Below are 25571 nucleotides of genomic sequence, written 5' to 3' on the forward strand. Positions count from 1 at the left end.
TCCTTGCGGTTATGGGCATGAGAAACGGGGAAGCTGGAACGGGTTGCGGATGCTGTTCGGGGCAAACTCCAGCGTAACCTGATGTCCGTCGACGTTGAAGGTGGCCTGACGGCTCAGGCTACCCGCGCCAGGGCTGGTGCGCGCCTTGTCGAAAAAGCGGTTGAGCGCCCAGGAACCGTTAGTTACCAGCGTTGCGGTGCTGCCATTGGCCAGACCGAGCTGCATACGCACCTGGTTCGTCCCGCCCGGCCCCGGCCAGGTCATGATCTGCACCGCCTGCGGACCGTGGCTGTAGCGCAGCAGCTGGCCGTCCACGTCCAGCGTCAGGTTCAGAATGGTGTTGTCCATCCGCACGGTGCGCACCGTGACCTTAAAGGATGGCGTGGTCGCGCCGTTGGCAAAGAAGGCATCGCGGACAGACTGCGCCTGCTGGAACGGACGCAACAGCCCTTCGCTGCCCGGCAGCGTTTTACCGTCGATGCCCGGCATAAAGCGCCAGTTCGCCTGGGTGGTGTCCACCTTGTTGGTCAGGTTGTCGCGGAAAAAGGTGTCCATCAGTCCGGTGCCCGGCGCGAACATGCGGGCGAGATCGTCCGGCGTCACCTCGGTGCTGGCGCTGCGCACCAGTGGATAACGCCCGGCAATCGCCTGACGGCAGAACCCACCCACTTCCACGTTAATGCGCTTACGCACGTTCTCCAGATCGCGACGCTGGGTATCGCTGCTGGCGCCGACGGCCATATTGCTGAACATGGTTTGCAGCCCGCCCGGCAGACGGCCCGCGCTGGCTTGCAGGCGGCTGATTGCATCGCCGCCCGGCGCGGGCATACCGCTGTTTGCCGCATCCTGAACGGCGGTCAGGTAGCGATAAAGCTCGTCAACCTGCTTAAGAAAATCGTCAAAGACGATGGTCTTGCCACCCTTCTCCAGCGGCTGCGCCAGCTCAATCATCGGCGCATAGTGGTCGGTCACCAGTTGCTCAGGCGCCTGCGTCACGACCGCGCCCTGCGTCGGGGCATTGTCACCGTTGCTGAACAGCGCTTCCAGCGTGCGGGTGGCGCGGTTGCTTTGGTCTTCCGCTTTCTGCGCATCTTCCGGCGCAGGCGCAGTGCGCGACAGGGTCAGCACCTTGCTCAGGTTAAGCACCAGACGGCGCAGCGGCGAGTTGGTGCCTGAAAGCAGGCGCGCGGTGTTAATACGCTGGGAAAGATCGGCGCTGTTGTTGAGCTGAATGTCAGCGAGAAAGCGATCCCAGTTGACGATAAAGTCGCGCATGTAGAGCTGGCGCACGGCGTTGTCGATCTGCTGTTTATCTTCCTGGGCGGTGGTCGCTCCCAGTACCCAGGCGTCGTCCTCGTGCAGGGCGGTGGTCACGCTGTCGATCTGGTCGTTGAAGCTCTTCCAGTAGCCGTCCGGCGTATAGAGGCCCGGTACGCCTTCACTCACCGGCTTGCCGCTTTTACGGGAAAACACCAGCTCGCTCTGCGGGCCGCCGAGATCTGAAAGCGAAACCGGCTTCAGGTTCTCATCATGCTCCAGCAGACGTTTCAGGCGGCCATATACGCGAGTTGAGAGCGGCTGCTGGTTGATAAGCGCCCTTTCACGTGCCACCAGATCCTCATCCTGCGCATACGGTGAAGCCTGAATTTTTGGCTCCAGCAGCTGGGTCAGGTGCCATTCCAGCTCCTGAAGCTGCGCCTGCGTCACGTTCTGTGGCAGGTTGCGTTGCAGGTTGAGCATCACCCACGAGTGCAGGAATTTGCCGTCATAGTGCTTCGGCTGGTAGAGCATCTGATAGGCTTTCAGCGCCTCATAGCTGTACTCCACGTCGCTGCCGTTGTCGTTGCGCAGCCAGGTGGTAATGTGCATCGCCACGGCGGGCAGCAGCATCTGATCCAGCGCCTTCTGATACAGAGACTGCGAGGCATCGCTGACGTCATCCCCGCGATAAAGCCCCATGCGGCGGGAAACCGGCGGGTCGTTAACGTCGAAGGCATTGCTTTTCGGCAGATCCACCAGGCTGTTAAGCAGCGGCAGAAGCGCAAACAGATCGCGCTGGGGCTGGTTTTGCAGCGCCTTGCTCTGCTGCTCCAGCATCGGCACTTTTGCGTCCACTTCTTCCAGATAGGCTTTATTTTTGGCGTAGCTGGTCAGCCACAGGCCACCCAGGATCACCAGCAGGGCCAGCAGCGCCGCGTAGCCGGACCACATCACGGCGCGGTTGCGCAGTTCCCACCAGCGGTTTTCCCCGGCGATGCCCGCTTCCTGGAAAATCACGTTTTGCAGCAGGTTTTTAATGAAGAAGCTTTGGCCCTTCGCGCCTGGGATCGGCGCCTCTTTGCTCACCGAATCCCAGCGCGTGCTTTCCCCCCCTTCAGGTAAGGAGAGCGCGCGATTCAGCTCGCCCATCACGCGGTCAAACGGCATCCCTTCCTGAGTGCCACTGGCAAAGTAGATGCCGCGCGGCGAAAATTCGGTTTCGAAGTTTGAACGGGCAAAGACCGTGCTCAGGTAGTCTGCCAGCAGCGGACGCAGCGCGGCGAACTCCTGCGGGAAGAGATAGGCTTCCGCACGGGTTTTGGCGTCATGCTCTTTGAGCATGGTTTCCGGAAGGCCAGCATCCAGACGCTGTTGCAGCAGGGAAAATTCCTGCTGGAAGTTGCCCATCAGGTCGTAATCAGCGTGTTTGGTCTGCTCCCACGGCAGCGTAAAGCCCCAGATCTGGTCGCGCTGGGCTTTGTCGTAATCCGCAAACCAGGCGCGGAAGCCTTTAAGCAGGTCCGCTTTGGTCACCATCACATACACCGGGAAGCGAATACCCAGCTGTTCATGCAGCTCGGAGAGACGCTGGCGCAGGTTGACCGCCTGCTGGCGCGAGGCCTCAGCGGACTGCGAAAGCAGGTCGGAAATGCTGATGGTGATAATCACGCCGTTAATGGGCTGGCGACGGCGGTATTTACGCAGCAGGTTGATAAATTCCAGCCACTCCCCGGCGTCCTGAACCTGCTCGCTCTCCTGAGTGGTGTAGCGCCCCGCGGTATCCAGCAGAACCGCCTCGTTGGTAAACCACCAGTCACAGTTGCGCGTGCCGCCAATGCCGCGCAGCGCGGTTTTACCGAAGCGATCCGCCAGCGGGAATTGCAGCCCGGAGTTGGCCAGCGCGGTGGTTTTACCTGAACCCGGCGCGCCAATAATGACGTACCACGGCAGCTGATAGAGGTACTGTGTGCTGAAGCGCTGCGTCCACTGCGCGCCATGTCCCGCTTTGCTGAAGTGGGCTTTTTTCAGCATCTGGGCGGCTTCATCGAAACGCCCGGCAAGGATCTGCTCCTCGCTGTTCAGACGTTTCTGCGGATCGGCCGCCTCCGGGCTGGTGGTATTTTCGTTGAGCTTGTCCATCAGCTTACGGTTCAGCCAGGCGTTATACAGCCGCGGCAGAATGTGGCTCTGGGCCCAAATCAGGTAGACCACCGCAATGCTGATGACGCGGTTCTGCTCTGATTCAAGGGGCCGGGTATCCACGATGGACAACAGCGGGCCAATCATCCAGATGACCGCCGCGAGCGCCGTTACGCCCAGGAAGCTCCACAGAATGCGATTGGTCAGTATAGAAAGTAGAGTTGTCAGCATCCTTAGTTTCCTTGCGGCAATCCGTTCAGCTCGGCCTGGGTATTGTCAGGCGATACCAGCAGCGTAATCTCTACGCGGCGGTTACGGGCGCGATTTTCAGGCGTGGTGTTAGGCGCTACCGGGTTGATCTCACCCCGCCCTTCGGCTTTGACGCGCTCAGGCTGTGAGAGGCTACCCTGGAGCTGTTTTTGCACCGAACGGGCGCGCTCAAGCGAGAGTTCATAGTTAGAAGCGAAGCGTGCGCTGCGGATCGGCACGTTGTCGCTGTACCCCACCACCAGAATTTTGCCGCTGACGTTATTCATCGCCTGGGCGATGCGGTCGATGACCGGCTCATAGCGATCGCGCACCACCGTTGAGGCCGAGGCAAAGAGTCCGTCCCCTTTCAGGATCACCACGCTGCGATCCGCCTCATCCTTAACGGCCACCAGACCGGCATCAATTTCTGGTTTCAGGAAGCCGCGCAGGTTCAGCACCGCCGGCAGCTGACGCGCAGGCTGCTGGATGGTGGTTTCCGGCAGTTGGGACTGGTAAATTTTCGCCAGCACCGGGCTGGTGTTATCACCCAGACGCCAGTTCAGCACGATATAGAACAGGCAGGCGATAAAACCGACCAGCGCCACGCACGCCCAGAGTGGGATCATCGGCCGCCAGAGCTTGCGCAGAACGGGGCGATCTTCCGGGTGCGGCGAGAGCGGCGGCGGGTAGCTGCCGCGCACGCCACGGATCATCTGCCACAGGCGCTGTTTGATGGTTTCAAGCTGGGTCCGGCCATTGTCCAGCACGCGGTAGCGGCCTTCAAAGCCGAGCAGCAGACAGTAGTTGATCATCTCCAGCAGCAGAATGTGTTCGCGCGGATTCTGCGACAGACGCGCCAGCAGCTGGAAAAACTTCTCGCCGCCCCAGGTTTCGTTATGAAACGTCACCAACAGACCATTGCTTGACCAGACGCCGCTGCTTCCCCACGGGGTCAGCGCGGCGGCTTCGTCCAGCGCCGTGCAGAGGCAGTAGCGCGCGCCGACAATCACTTCATACGGTAAGCCCGCCTGCTGGCATCGCACTTCGAAACGGCGAATTTCGTCAATCAGGCGCTGGCGCAGCCCGACCTGATCGTCGTGGGAAACCGAATGACGGATTTGCGGAATCGCATTGAGCAGCGGATTGGCGGCCGCCACCAGCTGATTGTTCCCACTGGCTCCGGTAAACACGGCATCACTGCCGGTATCCTGTCGTTCCTGCATATTAAGCGCTCGCTTTATTATTCTGTCGGGCTACGGATGGCCCAGAACTCCATATCGAGACCCGGGAATTCCCCTGCGAGATGCAGCGCGAATGCCCCGGACTTGTCCATCTCGTGCCACAGTTCGCTGCCCCTCTCGAGCTCGAAATAGCTGTAGCCTGCATGCCACGGGATCTGCGGCGGCGCGACGGGCATTGCCCGAAGCATGATGCCCGGCAGCTGGAGCTGGACCAGATCGCGAATTTTCGACACTGGCGCAACCTTCATCTGGGCAGGGAAATGGGTTTGCAGGTGTTCGCCGGGGACATTGGCTTTTACCGCCAGCACGAAGCCAAATTCGCGGACCATGCTGGTCTCCGGCACGGTGGCGATGTTCAGCCCGTGGGAGCGTTCGTGCAGCGGCAGCTGGATGGCATGATCTTCCATGACCAGCGACAGCCCCTGACGCAGCATCAGCATCAGTTTGCTGAAGCAAACGGCGAGATCGTCATGGTCGTATACCGGCAGTATGCTCTCTGCGGTACGCTGCGGCGTCCAGGTGGCGAGCTCCGTGGCAAACGGCAGCCAGCTGCGCCAGAGCGCTTCCGGGTGAAGCAGCGGCAGCGTTTTTAAATGTGAGACGTCGCCAAGGTGGCGGTTGATCAGCGAGAGAAGCGTGAACTCAACCATCTCGGACGTATTGAAACGCCCCGGCTGGCGCAGTCGACCGCCGATCTGCTGGCTACGCTGCACCAGCAAGCCGTGCAGGTCATTGATCATACCATACAGCTGCGGGCTGTTATTGGCGTTCAGCATTGGCGGGATGTAGCTGTTATCCAGCCGCACGTGGTTGTCGTTGCGCTTTTCGGTGACGTACGCCACGCCGATGGCGGTCCATTCTGCCGTCAGATCTTTCTCCAGCATCAGGGTCAGACGCAGGCGGCCAAACTGGACCGTCGCCTCCCCGACCGACATGGCGTTGTCGTCTTCCACCTCTTGTTCAAAGGTAATAAAACGCGCCAGAGAAGACTGCTCCTCGCTGAAAATCACCTCTTCACGGCCACCGCGACGAACCGGCAGCGCAAGCACCACCTTTTCATTGGTGAGATTATCGGGGATTTTTAGCGGAGCCGGACCGTTGCGGTCGCTGCGAACCTGGAAAAAGGTGCCGTCAGGCAGCAAACCGCTACAGTAGCTCAGGGCAATACAGCCCTGGCGTAGCATCGCTTCATCCAGCTCAAGGTCGAGAAAGCCCCAGAGATACGATCGCTGCAAGGCCCCCCACTCACGAACGTGGTTGAGGAGGTAACTTTCTGTCCGCTGAAAATGGTGGGGACGCAGGAACATGCCCTCGGTCCAGACGACCTTTTCTGCTTTCGTCATGATGATCTCTTTCCTGTTATGAAGGGCGTTACTGGCTGATGACCCGGATACCATTTACGTCAAGAAAGACGCTGGCCTGGAGTTCATCTGCGGACCATTTCCAGAACTGGTAAATCGCGTTTTCGCCGGGAACAGGCAAAGGAAGTGAGACGCGCCATTTTTTGCCGTCCAGCGCCTGGTATTCCGCCATCACGCCGATATAGCGCGCTTCCGGTGAGCTTTGTCCGCTCAGGGTTTTCGAAAGCTGGCCCGGCATCAGGAAGAACACATCGCTGTTCAGCAGATTCGCGCCAAGCGTGGCTGACGCGTTGTTCTGTAAGGAGTAGAAGTCACTGGACATGAAATCCGCATCGGATTTCAGCAGCAACACTCTGACCTTAAGCGGTGCAGAATCATTGATTTGAGGATGAGCCTGAAACTGAAGATTGTAGCGGGAGGGGTCGCTGTGTGAAGACGACGTACAACCACCGATCAGCGCGAGAATCAACGCAAAAAAAGGGAACCACATCCGATGAAAATTTTTATTATTCATAAAAATATGCTCGTGAAACCCGTTTAGTTCAGGATCCAGGTACCGTTCGCGCTGTCTTTGCAGGCTTTGCTGTTGCCATCGACATCAACACAGGTGGTTTTCTTACGCGCTTTCGGGCGCAGTGCCTGTTTACGCACGGTGGCTTCGTACTGGTCAGCCTTGATCACGGCACGCATCGGCACGTAACCAATCAGCTGTTCACTCCCTTCATCGGCCAGCGCCATCCAGAAATGTTCAACCTGCCCCAGCACAACGTAAGTTTTGCCGGTCTCAAGCGTACGGATCACTTTTCCGCCGTAGTCAGGACGGCTCATCAGGGATGCCGGGTACATGGCACGGTACGGTTCATTCACCTGAGTGAACTCCGCCGGAGGGGTAACAGCGTGACGGTGCGTCAGCGTGATGCCATTCACCTGGCTGGTCACAATCGTATCATCGGTGATCGCTGGTTTCTGCGGCGCCTTACAGCCCGCCACCGCCATAACAAACAAAAGTGATAACAATACGCGCAGTTTCATATGCTTTTCCGTAGCGATATTTAGAGGATGAAGAGAGGGGATAAAATTTGACTTAGGTGCTATTGTTAAAATAGTCGGAATATTTTCAGCAGGTAACTATTTTAAGGCATAGCTACCGCACGAACCCGACAGAAATGGGCCCAGCATGCTCCTGACATATTTTGACAAACGGTAGACAAGTTTACATGAGCTTGTCATCAATTCAATATTTCCCACCTGCTTAATGGCGTTTAATGATACGCCCAATGCATTATAGGATTAATCTCATAAAAAATGCGCACTTAGGTAAAATCGTCTTTTTCTTAGACAGATTTCGAGCATAACTCTATGAAAATTAATGGCTAAACAGGAAAAAGAGAACCACTATCATTAACGTAACCCCTTATTATCTCCACTACCATAATTAGTAGAATTTCATTTTTTCTGTGCGCTGCGGGATATATCTGGGATATTTTCATTGTTGCATTCAGAAGATAACTTTTATTGTGCACGAGCGTCCCGCATAAACAAATGGCGGCTAAGAAAATGGCAGAAATTTAATTTCGCGATCCGAAATAACCTGAGCAAAATTCCCCTTTGGGGTTATTTTTTGCACCTAAACAATTAAGCCCGGCTACATCTTTTTGCTCTCTCATCGTTCAGCGCGCTCCCTTGCAGCCCATAAACTGGGGGGGTTCAGCGGCGCTGACAGTGAACCTCACGCAAGAAGTTTTACCGTTACTACATATTTATTTTACTTCTTCCCAACATCTGCCGTTCTACTCTTTCACCCGGCACGCCTCATTTGTCTCTTCTACAATGTTCGCCTGCCGCTTGACTTATTTTGTGATAAAGGTACTTTTCAGGACATGAAGAAGATCCTGATTATCGTTCCCGATGGTGGCATGTTGTTTGAGGCCGCCGGTATCGCCGACATTCTGATGCAGGCCAACCGGCTGCACCCGGACGGCCTTGCGCAGCCCCGCTACCGCACCATTATCGCCACCACCCAGCCTCATCTGGTGATCCACGGCCAGTCCGGCTTGAACCTGCTGGCGGACTATCGCCTGCCGGAGCTTGATCCGCGCGAGCCGCTGGACACGATCATCATTACCGGCCGCGGCATGAATGAGCTGGAGAGCACCGCCGTGGTGGACTGGCTGCACCTGGCCGCGCCGCATGCGCGACGCGTCGCCTCTGTCTGCGGCGGGGCCCTGCTGCTGGCACAGGCCGGACTGCTCGATGGGCGCCGGGCAACGACCCACTGGCGGCTTCTGGAAACCCTGAAAACCCGCTATCCTGCGGTCAACGTTGAGGGCGGCCCGCTCTATGTTCAGGATGGCCCCGTCTGGACGTCCGGCGGCGTCAGCTCCGGGTTTGACCTGACGCTGGCGCTGGTGGAGGATGATTACGGCTTCACCCTCGCCCGCAATGTGGCGCAGGATATGGTGATGTACCTGCGTCGGCCTGGCGGCCAGCTACAGTTCAGCCGCTATAATCTGGAGCAGTCCGGCGCGACCGGACCAGTCAGCGAACTGCAAAGCTGGATCCTGCAAAACCTCACCGCAGATTTGTGCGTCGAAAGGCTGGCCGAACGGGTCGCCATGAGCCCGCGCAATTTCACCCGCGTGTTCACGCGTGACGTGGGCGTGCCTCCGGCCCGTTATGTCACCGAAGCGCGTCTGGCCGCCGCCCGACAGCTTCTGGAGCAGACCCAGGATCCGCTTGAGGTCATTGCCGAAAAAAGCGGGTTTGGTACCAGCATCAACCTGCGCCGCGTTTTTGAAAAGCAGCTTCATCTTACGCCGGGCGAATACCGCCAGCGCTTCCACTGCCGTAGAATGGCGTAATATGATCCTTTTTTGTCATTTACGCCATACGACCTGACGCCTACAGTAACTCCAGACAACACAGATAAGGAGTGCATCATGGTTAAGGTCGGTATTAACGGTTTCGGCCGTATCGGACGTAATGTCCTGCGCGCGGCGCTGGGCAACCCGGATCTCCAGATTGTGGCCATTAACGATCTGACGGACAGTAAAACCCTCGCCCATCTGCTGAAATATGACTCTCTGCTCGGCACGCTGCCGGTGCCTGTGGAAGCGGCGGACGGCGCGCTACAGGTTGACGGGCAACGCATCACCGTATTCAGTGAACGCGACCCGGCAAACATTGCGTGGAAAGACGCAGGCGTTGAGGTGGTAATTGAAGCAACCGGCTTCTTCACCGAACGTGAAAAAGCGGCGGTGCATATCACGAGCGGCGGCGCAAAACGCGTCATTATTTCCGCCCCGGCTAAAAATGATGATCTGACGGTGGTGATGGGCGTGAACCACACGCTGTACGATCCGGCCCAGCATTTTGTGGTCAGCAACGGGAGTTGCACCACTAATGGTCTGGCGCCAGCGGCGCTGGTGCTGCACCAGCAGTTTGGCATTGAGCACGGGCTGATGAACACCACGCATGCCTACACCAACAGCCAGGCGCTGCATGACCAGCCGGAAAAAGATCTGCGCGGCGCGCGCGCGGCAGCATTATCCATTGTGCCTTACTCCAGCGGCGCGGCAAAAGCGCTCGGGAAAGTGATCCCCGAGCTTGACGGTAAACTCACCGGGTATTCTCTGCGCGTGCCGGTTCCGGTGGTGTCGATTGTCGATCTGACGGTGACGCTGAGCCGCAACGTGACCGCCGAAGAGGTGAATGACGCGTTCCGTCAGGCTGCCGCCAGCGGGCCGCTGAAAGGCATCCTGGGCTACAGCGATGAACCGCTGGTCTCCCGTGATTATCAGGGCGACCCGCGCTCATCCATCATCGACGGGCTTTCAACGCTGGTGATTGGCGGGAATATGGTGAAGATCCTGTCGTGGTATGACAACGAGTGGGGCTTCTCGAACCGTCTGGTGGATCTGGCGGTGCTGATGGATAAGAAAGGGTTGTAGCCGATCGTATTGCCGGGTGACGCTTGCGCATACCCGGCCTGCAAAATGGCCCCTCTGCCTGCTAACAGAGGGGCATCATGACACTCTTCAGAAATAATATTTAAACCGCACACGACCGCCATAACGATCGTCGTTCTTATCGCTTCCCTTTTTCGGCGACGCGTTCACCCACGAAGCGTAGGCGCCCAGGTAAATGTTAAAGTTCTTCATCTTCATTACGTTGGGAATAAGGTACGACGCATGGACAGTGTGAATATCATACTCACCCGGATCGGTGATCCAGCAATCATTCTCACACTCTGCGTCAAAGGTTGAAGTGTTAAATTCGTCGATTTCGTTATGCGCATAAATATAGCCCAGCTCAGCGTTACGCCACAGGGCATTGACGCCGGAGGTGAAGTCCGTTTCGTCTGCGGCGTCAAGATACGCTGTGTTGAGATTCACGACTATGCCATCCTCAGGATCGGCTTTCAGACCATCCCAGGTCATGGTGAATCCGTAACCGGTGCGGTCAGACTGATCGACCCAACGACCCGCGTCATCCCGATAGCCATAAGCATTGTTGACCAGATTGGTTTCCATGGCGACGGCCGTTGAGAACGGGCCGTCCTGCCACGAAATAACTGGCCGGACATAGGCGACGTTCTTATCATTTTCCAGTTCCGCGCCATGGTAGCGCTGGTCGACGTACAGATCGCTGCCGTCTTTGAACAGCGTATTCAGCTCGAAATACCAGTTATCCAGCGTTTTACTCATCAGGAAGTTACCGCCGCTGTCGGTACGGCCACGCCCCTCTTTCAGCATATAAATGTAACCATAGCCGTCGCTATAAAGATCGTCCGCTGTATTGCCCGAGTATTCAACAAAGGTATCCTGGTTGAGCGGGAACATATCGTAGGCTTCAAAACGTCCAACTTTAATTTCCCAGTCGTTTTCTGCGCCAAAGAAAAATACCGCATCATCAAGGTACATTTGCCCTGCCAAATCGCCCAGTGGTTGTACAGAAAATCCGGAAAAATGGCCGTTATCCATTTTTCGATAACCATCAAACCCCAGCAAAATACGACCATTAATATCCCACCGTTCTTTATCTCCCGGTGCCCAGTCGCTATTAGCACTTTGCTTAACAGAAGTCAGACTGCCGGTTTTGCTGGCAGCATCCATATTAAATTCCACATCGCCATAAAATTTTATATCTCCAAAGCCCGAAAGCGTCAGCTTCGGTGGTGCGTCTTTATTGACGGGCTCTTCTGACTGGACGACCACGGGAGCAGCCTGCTGACTGGCCGCCTGCTGTTGTTTCAACGCCTCGATTTGCGCCTCCAGTTGCGCCAGTTTTTCATCTACGCTCGTCGCGCTTTGTGCCGCAAAAAGAGAGCCAGAACAGAGTGCCCCCACGAGGACAACCATTTTTTTAAATTGCATAGAATCCATCCTGAAATAAAAGTGAATACCCAAAGTGATGGGCCACTCTATTTCGTCTAAATGCTTTTCGGCAGGCTATTATGTTTTTTGTTATGTCGGTTATGTTTTTTACTTTGTGTGACCTTCACGGAAAGTTATTCGCGGAATGTAATAAAGAAACACAACCCCGTTCACAGAATTAAAAAAGGTTGCAACCCATAAGCCTGGTCAATATTCATGGCGTGCCCTGACAGGATATTTAATTAAAATCATTCCCCAAAAAACATTCCCCGAGTAAATAGTTTTCGGCGCGCTTCTCACGTCCGGGCGCGGCGGTAAATTGTCTGGTAATGCGCAAAATGGGATATCTAACACGCGAAGCGGGCAATATTCGTCTAAGGTTTTCAGGTGATTGACGACAGCGGTGACGCTGCCCAGCGACGAATGGAGATGAACCGATGATAAAAACTCGAATGCTACGCCCTGGCTTGTTACACCTTACGTTGGCAGGCGCCCTACTCGGTGTTACCGCATTTGGTTATGCTGAAGACCAGCCAACGAGCCAGCAAAGCTCACCTGATATTCTCCTTGGCCCCCTCTTTAATGAAGTACAGAGCGCCAAACTGTTCCCGGATCAGAAAACCTTCGCGGATGCCGTTCCCAAAAGCGACCCGCTAACCATCCTGGCGGATTACCGGATGCAGCATACCCAGTCCGGTTTTGACCTGCGCCACTTCGTAGAGATGAACTTTATCCTGCCGAAGGAAGGTGAGAAATACTTTCCCCCTGAAGGCCAGAGCCTGCGCGAACACATAGACGATCTGTGGCCTGTACTGACCCGCACCACTGACAAAGCGAACAAATGGGATTCCCTCCTGCCCCTGCCAAAGCCCTATGTCGTGCCGGGAGGACGCTTCCGCGAAGTCTATTACTGGGACAGCTATTTCACCATGCTGGGGCTGGCCGAGAGCGGCCACTGGGATAAGATCGGCGACATGGTGGACAACTTCGCTTACGAGCTTGATACCTGGGGCCATATCCCTAACGGTAACCGCAGCTACTACCTGAGCCGCTCTCAGCCGCCTTTCTTCTCGCTGATGGTGGAATTGCTGGCCACGCATGACAGCGACGCGTTGAAGAAATACCGTCCGCAGATGGAGAAAGAGTACGCTTACTGGATGGAGGGGGCTGATGGGCTCCAGCCTGGTCAGGCGAACAAACGCGTGGTGAAGCTGGATGACGGCTCGATCCTCAACCGCTACTGGGACGATCGGGACACGCCGCGCCCTGAGTCGTGGCTGGATGACGTGACCACCGCCAAAAATAACCCTAACCGTCCGGCCACCGAGATTTACCGCGATCTGCGCTCTGCCGCGGCCTCGGGCTGGGATTTCAGCTCCCGCTGGATGGACGATCCACAGAAGCTGGGTACCATCCGCACCACCAGCATCGTGCCGGTGGATCTGAATGCGCTGATGTTTAAGATGGAAAAACTGCTGGCCCGCGCCAGTCAGGAAGACGGCGATAACGCCAGTGCAAGTAAATATGACGCGCTGGCCTCCGCACGTCAGAAAGCCATGGAAAGCCACCTGTGGAACGATAAAGAGGGCTGGTATGCGGATTACGATCTGAAAACCGGGAAGGTGCGTAATCAGCTGACGGCCGCAGCCCTCTTCCCGCTGTATGTGAAGGCCGCATCACAGGATCGCGCCGATAAAGTGGCCGCAGCCGCGTCGTCACGCCTGCTGAAACCGGGCGGTATTTCTACCACCACCATCAACAGCGGGCAGCAGTGGGATGCGCCGAACGGCTGGGCGCCGTTGCAGTGGGTAGCGGTGGAAGGGTTGCAGAACTATGGTCAGCAGAAAGTGGCGATGGACGTAACCTGGCGTTTCCTGAAAAACGTTCAGCATACCTACGATCGCGAGAAGAAACTGGTTGAGAAGTACGATGTCTCTTCGACCGGTACCGGCGGTGGCGGCGGTGAGTATCCGTTGCAGGACGGTTTCGGCTGGAGTAACGGCGTGACGCTCAGGATGCTGGACATGGTCTGCCCGAAAGAGAAGCCGTGCGACAGCGTACCGGAGAATCAGCCTGCGGCAAACGATGATGTTGCACCTGAGAAACAGGCGGCGCAGTAGCGCCCCTCACCCTGCCCCTCTCCCCGGTGGGGCGAGGGGATGGTTCCGTGCAATAGATTGGCCCGGTAGCGAAGCGCCACCGGGCTTTTTTCAGAAGCTGTAACTCGCCCCGACCTGGAACGTGCGGTCACGGCCTATCCAGCAGTTGGTCGCGTCATAGCAGGTGAGCGTCTCTTTGTTGGTGACGTTCTGCGCGCTCGCTTTCAGCGTCAGCCCCTCCAGCGATGGCGCCAGCTCGCCCATGCGGTAGGATGCCGCCAGATCGTACTGCGTCGTACCGCCCAGCTTGCCTGCGTCGTTGGCTGGCGAGATCTCCATCGGCCCGGTGTAGCGTGCCCCTGCCCCCAGCGTTAACCCTCTCAGCGGTGTGCTGTCAAAGGTGTAATCTCCCCACAGATTAAAGGCGTTCTCAGGGACCTGCGTCGGTCGTTTGCCCTGGTATTTGTCATCTTCGGTATTGATGGCGTGGGTGTAGGCATAGTTGGCAATCAGCGTCAGGTTATCCGTTGGACGACTCATAGCGGAAAGCTCCGCACCTTTCGATTCCACTTCCCCGGTCTGGCGATAGTTGAGGAAGCCCGGATCGCTGGTCACCACATTTTTCTGACGAATGTTAAACACCGAGGCGGTGAAGGTGGTTGCGTATTCCGCCAGCAGGTATTTCACCCCACCCTCCACCTGCTTGCTGGTGGTGGGCTTAACGTCTTTCGCGGTCAGCGTGCCCTGCGGCGATACCGGGGCGAACCCTTCCGAATAGCTGATAAACGGCGAGAGACCATTGTCGAAGGCATAAAGCGCGCCCAGTCGCTTGGTGAGGCGATCCTGCGATACCCAGGCTTTGTCACCGTTTTGCAGATAGTTGGTGGTGACAGAACGGTAGTCGTCATAGCGCAGGCTGGCCAGCACGTTCAGCCCGCCAAACGCAATCTGATCCTGGAGGTAATAGCCATTCTGCTGATAGCTGAGACGGTTTTTCTGCGCGGTTTCAAGCCCCAGCGCATCGTTATCGATCTGCGAGTGATCCGGATTACGCATATCGATACCCGGTGTGGACGAGGCGTAACGATAATGGAAGTGAGAGTTCAGCTTCTGGTAGTCAAAGCCCGCCAGCAGATGATGTTTCCAGTCCCCCAGCGCGACGGTTCGGGTGACCTGGTTATCAATGTTGAAGCTCTGTAAATCTTCATCCGTGGTATAGGCGAAGCGGTTAAGCTGGTAGACCTCGCTGCCCGTCCCGGTTGAATAGGCGCTGCGCTGGTGGGTGTCCACGTCAAAGTAGCGCGCTTTCTGATTAAAGCCCCAGCCACTGTCAAACTCGTGCTCAAAGCTGTAGCCCAGCATCCACTGGCGCTGCTTAAAGCCGCTCCACTCATCCCCGGCATAGTCACGACGATCGGCGTATTTAGACCGCAGATAGCTAAGCGGCATCGGATCAGACGGCGTCAGGCTCGGCGTATTTTGCGCCAGCGCGTCAATGGTCAGGCGCGTTTTGTCATCCGGCTGCCAGGTCACGGAGGGGGCCACCAGATAGTTTTCATAGCGCGTGGTGTGCGCCTGTTCGTCACTCTCTGTCGCTTTACCCAGCAGGCGATAGTTCCAGTCGCTGGTCGCAATCTGCCCCGTGGAGTCCAGGTACCCCTCTTTCAGATTGCGGTTTCCGGTGTTAAAGCCCAGTTCTGTTTTCGCCTCTTTCTGCGGCTTTTTACTCTGAATATTGACCAGCCCGCCCGGGGAGCCGCCGCCATACAGCACGGATGACGGCCCCTTCAGGATATCGACGCTCTCAATCAGCAGCGGATCGATTCGCGCTTTGGTGTTCCCGGTGACGTTATAGGGAAGTTGCAGGCCGTTGTAGAACTCCTGCTCGACGTTGAACCCGCGGATTTTGTACTCGCTCATGTAAGAGGTGCTCCCGCGCACCTCCGTGGAAACGCCCGGCGCATAGCGCAGGATCTCGTTTACCGAACTGGCGTGCCGCTGCTCAATCTCTTTAGCGGCGATGGTGTTGATCACCTGGGGCGTTTTACTTTCCGCGACGGCTGATTTCGTGGCGCTGTTGGTCCAGGCAGGGAGCGCGCTGCCCTGCTCTGTACCGGTCACCACGATGGTGGGTTCTTCTGCAAAAGCCTGTGTTTGCAATGCCAGCGTGACGGCGCCTGCCAACGCGCATAACGCAAAACGTGAGGTGCTCATAGTGTCGTCTTGTTATTAGATGCTATTGGGAACGCCAATTATTATCATTTCCATTAGCAAATCAATATCGGCGGAGAAAAACAGATCGTTTGTATTAAGTTTCATGCCAGCGTGCCGATAACCCAGAGACAGTCTGTCATCTATCGAGGAGCCATCTGGCGTGAGTAGCTACAGTGAGCAGTTCCTGAAACAAAATCCGCTGGCTGTATTAGGGGTGTTACGCGACCTGAAAAAGGGCGAGGTGCCGCTGCGCATCAACTGGTCAACCAGCCAGTTTATCAGCAAGATCCTGGACGTGACGGCAGAACACCTGATCGTGGATCTGGGTAGCCAGAGCGAAGAAAACCGTGCCGCGCTCCAGGCAGAAAACCTCTCGGTGATGGCCGAAACGCAGGGGGCTAAAGTCGAGTTTATACTGCCCCGCCTGACCACGATCGCGTACCAGGGTTTGCCTGCGTTTATCGCTCCCCTGCCCGCTAACCTCTGGTTCGTGCAACGCCGCGAGTTTTTTCGCATCAGCGCCCCGCTTCACCCGGCCTATTTCTGTAAGGCAAAAATGCCGGACAAAAAAGAGATCCGCTTTCGTCTCTTCGACCTGTCACTGGGCGGGATGGGCGCGTTAATGGATACGCCGAAGCCGGAAGGACTGGTGGAAGGCATGCGTTTTAGTCAGATTGAGCTGGATATGGGCGGATGGGGACGCTTCTGGTTTGACGCCCAGCTGATTGCCATCAGCGAGCGTAAGGTGGTGGACAGCAAAAACGAAACCATTACCACGCCGCGATTGAGCTTTCGCTTTCTGAATGTCGGGCCAGGCGCCGAACGCGAACTACAGCGCATCATCTTCTCACTGGAGCGTGAAGCGCGGGAACGCGCGAACAAAGTGCGCTGAAAGGCGTCGGGCAGCATGCTGCCGCCCGACAAAGGCGTTACATGGCGTCCATCGCTTTCTGTACTTTCCAGATATAACGTGGAGCCTGTGCTGACGGATGATTCTTCACAACGTGCTCGAAGAATTCATCTTTATCCATATCGTTAATCTCTTCTATCGCCTCTTTGCGATCGGATGAGAAGGTTCGGAGCAGCGCGCCGGCTCCGTTAACGTACGACACCACCAGCGCATATTGCATCACTTCCGGATCGTCAATCCCCTTCAGAATGCCATGCTCGAGAATGCTCAGGTAAGCGGTTCCCATAGAGATATTACGTTCCGGGTTTTTCAGCTCGCTGGTGGATGGCTGTCCCTTCCAGCCCATGTAGCGATAGACCTCTCTTCCCGCCGTCGAGGCTTTTAACTGCATCAGCCCCACCGCATTCGATTTACTCACCAGCGTCGGGTTGCCGCCGGACTCCACGGCAATGATCGCCGTGATCAGACGCGGGCTCACGCCCCAGGCCTTCCCGGCTTGTTCGCTGATCGGCATCCACTGCATGGCCCGCTTTACCGGCACTTCAGGGTTCCAGGGGGGATTTTGATAATCATGTTTTGAACTACAGCCAACGAGCAGCACAATCAAAAAAGCAAACCATCTCAATTTCACGTCATCTATCCTTATAGCCGGTCATCGCGGTACGTCGCCCCTTGAAGCAGGCGGCGTATAAGCGGCATGATATAGACAATTAGATTCTCATTCAGCAAGGAATTGCCATGCCTCAGTTTCATCTCATCGCACCGTCAGGCTACTGCATCAACCAGGAGGCGGCACAGCGGGGCGTTCAGCGCCTGCTGGAAATGGGCCATCAGGTAGAAAATCAGACTATTATCCCCCGCCGTATGCAGCGTTTTGCCGGTACGGAGGCGCAGAGACTGAGCGATATCAACAGCCTGGCGACGCTGGAAGGTGAAAACACTATTGTGCTGGCCGTGCGCGGCGGCTATGGCGCAAGCCGGCTGCTGGAGAGCATCGACTGGGCCGGGCTGGCCGCGCGCCAGCAGCAGGATCCGCTGTTAATCTGCGGACACAGCGATTTCACGGCGATCCAGCTCGGCCTGCTGGCGTTGCATAACGTCATTACCTTTAGCGGCCCGATGCTGGCCGGCAACTTTGGTGCGCCGGAGCTGGATGCGTTTACGCAGGACCATTTCTGGCGCGCCCTGCAAAACCCGACGTTCACCATCGAGTGGCAAGGCAATGGACCGCACTGGGAATGTGAAGGACAGCTGTGGGGCGGCAACCTCGCGATGCTGGTGTCGCTGATTGGCACGCCGTGGCTGCCGCAGATCACGGACGGCATACTGGTGCTGGAAGATATCAACGAACACCCGTTCCGCGTCGAACGTATGCTGTTGCAGCTGTATCACGCCGGGATTCTGGATCGGCAGTCGGCCATTGTGCTGGGCAGTTTTAGTGGTTCAGCCCTCAACGATTACGATGCGGGCTATTCCCTGGAGACGATGATTGATTTCATTCGTTCCCGGCTGGATATCCCGGTGATCGCCGGTCTGGATTTCGGCCATGAGCAGCAAACCGTTACCCTGCCGCTGGGTGCCCAGGCGCACCTTGTACACGATAATTCAGGCAGTCGGTTAACAATCAGCGGTCATCCGGTCTTAAAGGCATAAAAAAGCCGTTATTCCCCCTCAATAAAACGCAGTTAACGTTGTTATTATGTTAGGGTTTTAATAACAGCGTTCACATTGAGGTGGGAGTAAGACGACATTGGGTGCCACAGCGATAATCAGTCTTTTCATTCTGGGTTCCATCCTGGTAACCTTTAGCATTTTATTAAGTTCATTTTCATCGCGTCTTGGCATACCTATTCTTGTCATTTTCCTGGCTATCGGCATGCTTGCCGGGATCGACGGTATCGGCGGTATCCCCTTCGATAATTACCCTTTCGCCTATATGGTGAGTAACCTCGCGCTGGCGGTGATTCTGCTGGACGGCGGAATGCGCACCCAGGCAAGTTCGTTTCGCGTTGCCTTAGGCCCGGCGCTGTCTCTGGCGACCGTCGGCGTGCTGATCACCTCCGGCCTGACCGGCATGATGGCGGCCTGGCTGTTTAACCTCGATATAATGGAAGGCCTGCTGATTGGCGCGATTGTCGGCTCTACCGATGCGGCGGCGGTTTTCTCACTGCTCGGCGGCAAGGGGCTGAACGAACGCGTTGGCTCCACGCTTGAGATTGAATCCGGCAGTAACGATCCGATGGCGGTGTTCCTGACCATTACCCTGATTGAGATGATCCAGCAGCACGAAACCGGCCTGAGCTGGATGTTCGCCTGGCACATCCTCCAGCAGTTTGGCCTCGGGATTATCATTGGTCTCGGCGGCGGTTACCTGTTACAGCATACGATTAACCGTATTACGCTGCCTTCCGGCCTTTACCCGCTGCTGGCCCTGAGCGGTGGGATCCTGATCTTTGCCGTCACCACCGCGCTGGACGGCAGCGGTATTCTGGCGGTTTACCTTTGCGGTTTCCTGTTGGGCAACCGACCGATTCGCAACCGTCACGCCATCTTGCAGAACTTCGACGGTCTGGCCTGGCTGGCGCAGATCGCCATGTTCCTGGTGCTGGGCCTGCTGGTGACGCCGTCGGACCTGCTGCCTATCGCCGTACCGGCGCTGCTTTTGTCGGCCTGGATGATCTTCTTCGCCCGTCCGCTGTCGGTGTTTGCCGGGCTGCTGCCGTTCCGCGGGTTTAACCTGCGTGAGCGGATATTTATCAGTTGGGTGGGGCTGCGCGGCGCGGTGCCAATTATTCTGGCAGTGTTCCCGATGATGGCCGGGCTGGACAACGCCCGCCTGTTCTTCAACGTCGCCTTCTTCGTAGTGCTGGTGTCGCTGCTGTTCCAGGGAACGTCGCTGGGCTGGGCGGCGAAAAAAGCCAAAGTGGTGGTACCGCCCATTGGCTGGCCGGTCTCCCGCGTGGGGCTGGATATTCACCCTGAGAATCCCTGGGAACAGTTTGTCTACCAGCTAAGCGCCGATAAGTGGTGCGTGGGCGCGTCCCTGCGCGATCTGCATATGCCCGCTGAAACGCGCATTGCCGCCCTGTTCCGGGATAACGCCCTGCTTCACCCGACCGGCAGCACGCGGCTGCGTGAGAACGATATCCTCTGCGTGATTGGCCGCGAGCGCGACCTGCCTGCCCTCGGCAAGCTGTTCAGCCAGTCGCCCCCGGTGGCGCTGGATCAGCGTTTCTTCGGCGATTTTATCCTCGAAGCCAGCGCCCGCTTTGCGGATGTGGCGCTGATTTATGGCCTGGAAGGTGGACTGGAGAATCGCGATAACCAGCAAACACTGGGTGAAATTATTCAGCAATTATTAGGAGCTGCGCCGGTCGTCGGTGACCAGGTGGAGTTTGCCGGGATGATCTGGACGGTAGCGGAGAAAGAAGATAACGCGGTGCGCAAAGTCGGCGTAAGGCCGATGGAGGAGGAGGCGGAGTAGCTGCTTTTTTGCCGGGTGGCGCTAACGCTTACCCGGCCTACGTTCGGGCTTTTGTAGGCCGGGTAAGCGTTAGCGCCACCCGGCACACACACATGTTACACCGTCACAACAGGCACTCTTGGCGCCAGCGCGCACATCAGCTCATACCCGACGGTGCCCGCCGCAGCGGCCACATCATCAATTTTAACCTCGTTGCCCCACAGCTCAACCGGTGACCCGATCCCCGCCTGGGGACACGGCGTCAAATCGATGGCCAGCATGTCCATGGAGACGGTACCTACCGTGCCGGTGCGCACGCCATCGACCCACACCGGCGTGCCACTTGGGGCGATGCGCGGATAACCATCTGCATAGCCCCCCGCCACGATACCGATGCGCTGTTCACCTGCTGCCCGATAGCGGCTGCCATAGCCCACCGTATCGCCCGCTTTCAGGGTTTGCACGCCGATAATCTCGCTTCGTAACGTCATCACCGGCTTCAGGCCGCTGTTGGCGATATCCTGCCACTGACCTGAGGGTGACGCGCCGTACAGTACGATCCCCGGACGTACCCAGTTGTAGTGCGCCTCGGGATGCCAGAGCGTTGCCGCTGAGTTCGACAGCGAGCGCGGACAGTCCAGACCTTCTGCCGCCTGCTCAATGCGGACCATGGCATCGGCAATGCCGTCCGGCTTTTCCGCATCGGCGAAGTGCGCCATCAGCGTCATCTCACCGACGTTTTTCAGCGCACGAAGCTGCTGCCAGACCGTATGCACCCGTTCAGGCTGGAAGCCCAGACGGTTCATCCCGCTGTTCACTTTGAGATAGATATCCAGCGGGGCATGCAGCTTCGCGTCCTGGATGGCCTTGATCTGCCAGTTACTGTGAACGCTGGTCGTCAGGCGGTACTTATCCAGCAGAGGCAGATCCTGCGCATGAAAGAATCCTTCCAGCAGCAGGATCGGTCCTTTCCAGCCGCGCTCGCGCAGCAGGATGGCCTCTTCCAGATTCAGCAAGGCAAAACCATCGGTGCCGCCGAGCGCACTCCAGATACGGTCGATACCATGACCGTAGGCGTTGGCTTTCACCACCGACCAGACACGAGAACCCGGCGCAGCACGGCGAACAATTTGCAGGTTATCCTTCAGCGCCTGCAAATCCAGCTGGGCCAGAATGGGACGGGACATGACGACTCCTTAATTATGCGCGCCGTGCAGGTGTTGTGGACGCGATGGGGTAAACCCTGATTGATAGCGTGCGGCGCTCAAATCGTCAAACGGAATTGCCGGCGTCCTTCCGGAGATCAGGTCGCTCAGCAGCTGGCCCGAACCGCAGGCCATGGTCCAGCCAAGCGTGCCGTGGCCGGTGTTAGTCCACAGATTTTTGTATGGTGTACGGCCCACAATCGGCGTGCCGTCCGGGGTCATTGGGCGCAGGCCGGTCCAGAACGTCGCCTGCTCAATGAAGCCGCCGCGCGGGAAGAGATCGCCCACGACCATCTCCAGCGTTTCACGACGCGGTTTGAGCAGCTCGGTATTGAAGCCCACGATTTCCGCCATGCCCCCGACGCGGATCCGGTTATCGAAGCGGGTGATGGCGATTTTGTAGGTTTCATCAAGAATGGTCGAGACCGGCGCGCCGTTGTCCTCCTTCACCGGGATGGTCAGGGAGTAGCCTTTCAGCGGATAGACCGGGATATCCAGGATCCCTTTCAGCATCGCGGTTGAGTAGGAGCCAAACGCCATCACGTAGGCATCGGCTTTAATTACCTCTTCCCCACACTTCACGCCGTAAATCTTCTCCCCTTCCGACAGCAGTTTGTCGACAGAAGTATTGAAGCGGAATTTCACCCCGGCCTGCTCACACATGCGCGCCAGACGCTGGGTGAAAAGCTGGCAGTCGCCGGTTTCATCGTTCGGTAAACGCAGACCGCCCGTCAGCTTGTGCGCGACCTCGGCAAGCGCTGGCTCCACCTGCGCCAGCTGGCTGGCTTCCAGCAGCTGATACGGTACGCCAGCATCTTCAAGCACGGCGATATCGCGGGTCGCGTTTTCGTACTGTTGCGCGGTACGGAACAGCTGAAGCGTGCCGCCCTGACGCCCTTCATATTCAATGCCCGTTGAGGCACGCAGCGCCTTCAGGCAGTCGCGGCTGTATTCCGCCAGCCGCACCATACGCCCCTTGTTTTCCATATAGTGGCGGGTGTCGCAGTTGCGCAGCATCTGCCACATCCACTTAAGCTGGAACTGCGTGCCGTCAAGGCTGATCGCCAGGGGCGCATGTCGCTGAAACATCCATTTGATCGCCTTCAGCGGAACGCCCGGGGCCGCCCACGGCGCAGCGTAGCCCGGAGAGATTTGCCCCGCATTCGCCGCACTGGTTTCCAGCGCCGGACCGGATTCGCGATCGATAACGGTAACCTCATGTCCCGCCTGACTTAAATACCAGGCGCTGGTTACGCCAACGACACCACTTCCCAGTATGACAACACGCATAGCCACTCCATTATGAGCAAAAGAACAATCATCTAATTACAGATTGATAACCTAGTTGAAAATATTATTCAACATATGACTTTTTTATGGTGACTCAACTCACATATCCCGCTGTATCAGGGGATGGCGCTTATTTGGGATCTCCTGCTGCGCGTTATTTTTAACCAGTAGAAAATTCTGTGAGCACCGCTTTATTTGCCGTATCGAAAACGCGAAATCGCAAAGAAAAAATTTCTGCGCCCCGCGTATTTGAATGGGGTGATCTATGCTTGAAAGGAGGCTCTCCAGTCAGAGAGAGCGACCAACAACGAGGGCGCGCTAATGGCTACACTAGATTCCATGTCCAGGGACAGCACCCGTCTGAGCGATGGACCCGACTGGACCTTCGAGTTGCTGGATGTCTACCTGGCGGAGATCGACCGGGTGGCCAAACTCTATCGTCTGGATACCTATCCCCATCAGATTGAAGTCATCACCTCGGAACAGATGATGGACGCTTACTCCAGCGTCGGGATGCCAATTAACTATCCGCACTGGTCGTTTGGCAAAAAATTCATTGAGACAGAGCGGCTGTATAAGCACGGGCAGCAGGGACTGGCGTATGAAATCGTCATTAACTCTAACCCGTGTATTGCCTATCTGATGGAAGAGAACACCATTACCATGCAGGCGCTGGTGATGGCGCACGCCTGCTATGGACATAACTCGTTCTTCAAAAATAACTATCTGTTCCGCAGCTGGACGGACGCCAGCTCCATCGTCGATTACCTGATCTTCGCCCGCAAATACATTACCGACTGCGAAGAGCGCTACGGCGTGGACGAGGTGGAGAAGCTGCTGGACTCCTGCCACGCGCTGATGAACTACGGCGTTGATCGTTATAAGCGTCCGCAGAAGATCTCATTGCAGGAAGAGAAAGCCCGGCAGAAGAGCCGCGAGGAGTATCTGCAAAGCCAGGTGAATATGCTGTGGCGCACCCTGCCGAAACGTGAAGAGGAGAAAACCGTCGTCGAGGCGCGTCGCTACCCTTCCGAGCCGCAGGAAAACCTGCTCTACTTTATGGAGAAAAACGCCCCACTGCTGGAGCCGTGGCAGCGTGAGATCCTGCGCATCGTGCGCAAGGTGAGCCAGTATTTCTATCCGCAGAAGCAGACCCAGGTGATGAACGAAGGCTGGGCGACCTTCTGGCACTACACCATTCTTAACCACCTGTACGACGAAGGAAAAGTCACCGAGCGGTTTATGATGGAGTTTCTGCACAGCCACACCAACGTGGTATTCCAGCCGGCATATAACAGCCCGTGGTACAGCGGCATTAACCCGTACGCGCTTGGCTTTGCCATGTTCCAGGATATCAAGCGTATTTGTCAGTCGCCCACCGAAGAGGACAAATACTGGTTCCCGGATATTGCCGGTTCTGACTGGCTGGAAACGCTGCACTTCGCGATGCGTGATTTTAAGGATGAGAGCTTTATCAGCCAGTTCATGTCGCCGAAGATCATGCGTGATTTCCGCTTCTTCACCGTACTGGATGATGACCGCAACAACTACCTGGAGATCTCCGCGATCCACAACGAAGAGGGCTATCGCGAGATCCGCTCGCGCCTGTCATCCCAGTACAACCTGAGTAATCTTGAACCGAACATTCAGGTCTGGAACGTGGATCTGCGCGGCGACCGCTCCCTGACGTTGCGCTATATTCCGCACAACCGCGCGCCGCTGGATAAGGGGCGTAAGGAAGTGCTGAAGCATGTGCATCGCCTGTGGGGATTTGACGTGTTGCTGGAGCAGCAGAACGAAGATGGCAGCGTGGAGCTGCTGGACCGGTGTCCGGCGCGGTTGAATACGCTGTAGTTTGTTGCCGGGTGGCGGCTACGCCTTACCCGGCCTACGGGTTTTGTAGGCCCGGTAAGCAAAGCGCCACCGGGCGAAAAAAAACCTCTCAATCGAGAGGTTTTTTATTTCAGCGACTCTGAATCGCTAAATCACCCGGCAGCGTTTTCTGCATCCGATGCCAGATTTCACCGGAGTCGTGACCGTAACGACGCACCGTTTCATAGACCTGATCGTGCAGCCCTTCGGTGCAGAGTTTGCTCAGTTTATGGTAGAAGCCGAGCGCCAGGCTGCGGGCTTCAGGGTTAGCAAAGTAGTGACGACCAATGCGCGTATATAACCCTTTCATTCCATTCAGGATAAGACCGTAAACCGGATTGCCGGAAGCAAACGCCAGACCGCGGAACACATTGTAATCTAAGGTCGCAAAGGCATCCGCGTGGTCTTCCACCTCATTAGCGGTGGCAAGCACTTTCAGCGCATCTTCAGGATGCTGACGAAACGCGGTGCGGATGAAAATGGTGGCGATGTTGGTGCGCACGGAAAGCAGATTATCAATCAGCTGCGGTACGCTTTCGTGGTCGAGACGCGCCAGCGTTTCCAGAATGTTCAGCCCGGACGTTTCCCAGAAGTTGTTCACCTTAGTGGGTTTGCCATGCTGTATCGTCAACCAGCCATCGCGCGCCAGACGCTGGAGCACTTCTCGCAGCGTGGTACGGGTGACGCCAATCAGTTCAGAGAGTTCGCGTTCAGCAGGTAGAATTGATCCCGCAGGGAAACGATTATTCCAGATGCTTTCAATGATGTACTCTTCCGCGAAACCCGCCGGGCTCTGCGCCTTAATGACCATAGTGAGATTTCCATTACACAGCTTTAGCAAATTGCACTCATCATACCAGAGGCGCGCAGAGGCAGATAGCGCAGCAGAGACA

The 25571-nt window shown here is 56.7% G+C and carries 18 protein-coding genes; 7 read left to right on the plus strand and 11 right to left on the minus strand.

Annotated features, from left to right (window positions below; translation table 11 throughout):
• Nucleotides 1-9 precede the first annotated feature (9 nt).
• From tssM to FZF21_RS12535, 5 genes are read right to left on the minus strand one after another with little or no spacing between them, the layout of a single operon-like run.
• The gene (tssM, locus tag FZF21_RS12515; protein ID WP_047727188.1) at nt 10-3630 is read right to left on the minus strand and encodes a type VI secretion system membrane subunit TssM; all 3621 of its coding nucleotides are present in this window, start codon (nt 3628-3630) and stop codon (nt 10-12) included.
• Between the two features lie 2 nt (nt 3631-3632).
• On the minus strand, nt 3633-4871 hold the full coding sequence (locus FZF21_RS12520) for a DotU family type VI secretion system protein (RefSeq protein ID WP_003859963.1): 1239 nt from the start codon (nt 4869-4871) through the stop codon (nt 3633-3635).
• Between the two features lie 17 nt (nt 4872-4888).
• Nucleotides 4889-6232 carry a type VI secretion system baseplate subunit TssK gene (gene tssK / locus FZF21_RS12525; RefSeq protein WP_015570328.1) on the minus strand — a complete coding sequence of 448 codons (1344 nt, stop codon included), beginning with the start codon at nt 6230-6232 and terminating at the stop codon, nt 4889-4891.
• Between the two features lie 28 nt (nt 6233-6260).
• Nucleotides 6261-6764 carry a type VI secretion system lipoprotein TssJ gene (tssJ, locus tag FZF21_RS12530; protein WP_022648418.1) on the minus strand — a complete coding sequence of 168 codons (504 nt, stop codon included), beginning with the start codon at nt 6762-6764 and terminating at the stop codon, nt 6261-6263.
• A gap of 23 nt (nt 6765-6787) precedes the next feature.
• Nucleotides 6788-7282, minus strand: coding sequence for a hypothetical protein (locus FZF21_RS12535; protein ID WP_006810964.1), 495 nt, complete (start codon nt 7280-7282; stop codon nt 6788-6790).
• Between the two features lie 848 nt (nt 7283-8130).
• On the opposite strand from FZF21_RS12535, the gene FZF21_RS12540 reads away from it, so the two are divergent.
• Both FZF21_RS12540 and gap read left to right on the plus strand, forming a co-directional pair.
• A complete protein-coding gene (locus tag FZF21_RS12540; protein WP_023303874.1) occupies nt 8131-9111 on the plus strand; it encodes a helix-turn-helix domain-containing protein in 981 nt (326 codons plus the stop codon).
• A gap of 78 nt (nt 9112-9189) precedes the next feature.
• Entirely contained in the window at nt 9190-10200 is a 1011-nt protein-coding gene (gene gap, locus FZF21_RS12545) for a type I glyceraldehyde-3-phosphate dehydrogenase (protein ID WP_017384305.1), read from the plus strand.
• An 87-nt stretch (nt 10201-10287) separates the two neighbouring features.
• Here the strand turns inward: gap and FZF21_RS12550 are convergent, their stop codons facing one another.
• Nucleotides 10288-11625, minus strand: coding sequence for a carbohydrate porin (locus FZF21_RS12550; protein ID WP_023303875.1), 1338 nt, complete (start codon nt 11623-11625; stop codon nt 10288-10290).
• Between the two features lie 437 nt (nt 11626-12062).
• Between FZF21_RS12550 and FZF21_RS12555 the strand changes: the two genes are divergently transcribed.
• A complete protein-coding gene (locus FZF21_RS12555) occupies nt 12063-13745 on the plus strand; it encodes an alpha,alpha-trehalase (protein ID WP_017693272.1) in 1683 nt (560 codons plus the stop codon).
• Nucleotides 13746-13835: 90 nt separating this feature from the next.
• Here the strand turns inward: FZF21_RS12555 and FZF21_RS12560 are convergent, their stop codons facing one another.
• Nucleotides 13836-15938 (minus strand): TonB-dependent siderophore receptor, encoded by a 2103-nt coding sequence (locus FZF21_RS12560; RefSeq protein WP_017693271.1) that lies wholly within the window; start codon nt 15936-15938, stop codon nt 13836-13838.
• Between the two features lie 160 nt (nt 15939-16098).
• Between FZF21_RS12560 and FZF21_RS12565 the strand changes: the two genes are divergently transcribed.
• Nucleotides 16099-16830 carry a flagellar brake protein gene (locus tag FZF21_RS12565; RefSeq protein WP_017384309.1) on the plus strand — a complete coding sequence of 244 codons (732 nt, stop codon included), beginning with the start codon at nt 16099-16101 and terminating at the stop codon, nt 16828-16830.
• Between the two features lie 37 nt (nt 16831-16867).
• Here FZF21_RS12565 and emtA read toward each other — a convergent pair whose 3' ends face one another.
• Complete coding sequence (gene emtA, locus FZF21_RS12570) at nt 16868-17479, minus strand: membrane-bound lytic murein transglycosylase EmtA (RefSeq protein WP_047738725.1); 612 nt, start codon at nt 17477-17479, stop codon at nt 16868-16870.
• A gap of 107 nt (nt 17480-17586) precedes the next feature.
• Between emtA and ldcA the strand changes: the two genes are divergently transcribed.
• Nucleotides 17587-18501: a muramoyltetrapeptide carboxypeptidase gene (gene ldcA / locus FZF21_RS12575; RefSeq protein WP_047738727.1), complete on the plus strand. Its 915-nt coding sequence runs from the start codon at nt 17587-17589 to the stop codon at nt 18499-18501.
• Between the two features lie 97 nt (nt 18502-18598).
• Nucleotides 18599-20332 (plus strand): potassium/proton antiporter, encoded by a 1734-nt coding sequence (locus FZF21_RS12580; protein ID WP_017384312.1) that lies wholly within the window; start codon nt 18599-18601, stop codon nt 20330-20332.
• Between the two features lie 95 nt (nt 20333-20427).
• Here FZF21_RS12580 and dadX read toward each other — a convergent pair whose 3' ends face one another.
• Both dadX and FZF21_RS12590 read right to left on the minus strand, forming a co-directional pair.
• A complete protein-coding gene (dadX, locus tag FZF21_RS12585; protein WP_032653929.1) occupies nt 20428-21498 on the minus strand; it encodes a catabolic alanine racemase DadX in 1071 nt (356 codons plus the stop codon).
• A 9-nt stretch (nt 21499-21507) separates the two neighbouring features.
• Nucleotides 21508-22806 carry a D-amino acid dehydrogenase gene (locus tag FZF21_RS12590; RefSeq protein WP_006810975.1) on the minus strand — a complete coding sequence of 433 codons (1299 nt, stop codon included), beginning with the start codon at nt 22804-22806 and terminating at the stop codon, nt 21508-21510.
• 321 nt (nt 22807-23127) lie between these two features.
• Between FZF21_RS12590 and FZF21_RS12595 the strand changes: the two genes are divergently transcribed.
• Nucleotides 23128-24660 (plus strand): SpoVR family protein, encoded by a 1533-nt coding sequence (locus FZF21_RS12595; RefSeq protein ID WP_149121303.1) that lies wholly within the window; start codon nt 23128-23130, stop codon nt 24658-24660.
• A gap of 109 nt (nt 24661-24769) precedes the next feature.
• Here the strand turns inward: FZF21_RS12595 and fadR are convergent, their stop codons facing one another.
• Nucleotides 24770-25489 carry a fatty acid metabolism transcriptional regulator FadR gene (gene fadR, locus FZF21_RS12600; protein WP_015570315.1) on the minus strand — a complete coding sequence of 240 codons (720 nt, stop codon included), beginning with the start codon at nt 25487-25489 and terminating at the stop codon, nt 24770-24772.
• Between the last annotated feature and the right edge of the window lie 82 nt (nt 25490-25571).

Source organism: Enterobacter sp. LU1 (assembly GCF_008271405.2).
Classification (GTDB): domain Bacteria; phylum Pseudomonadota; class Gammaproteobacteria; order Enterobacterales; family Enterobacteriaceae; genus Enterobacter; species Enterobacter hormaechei_C.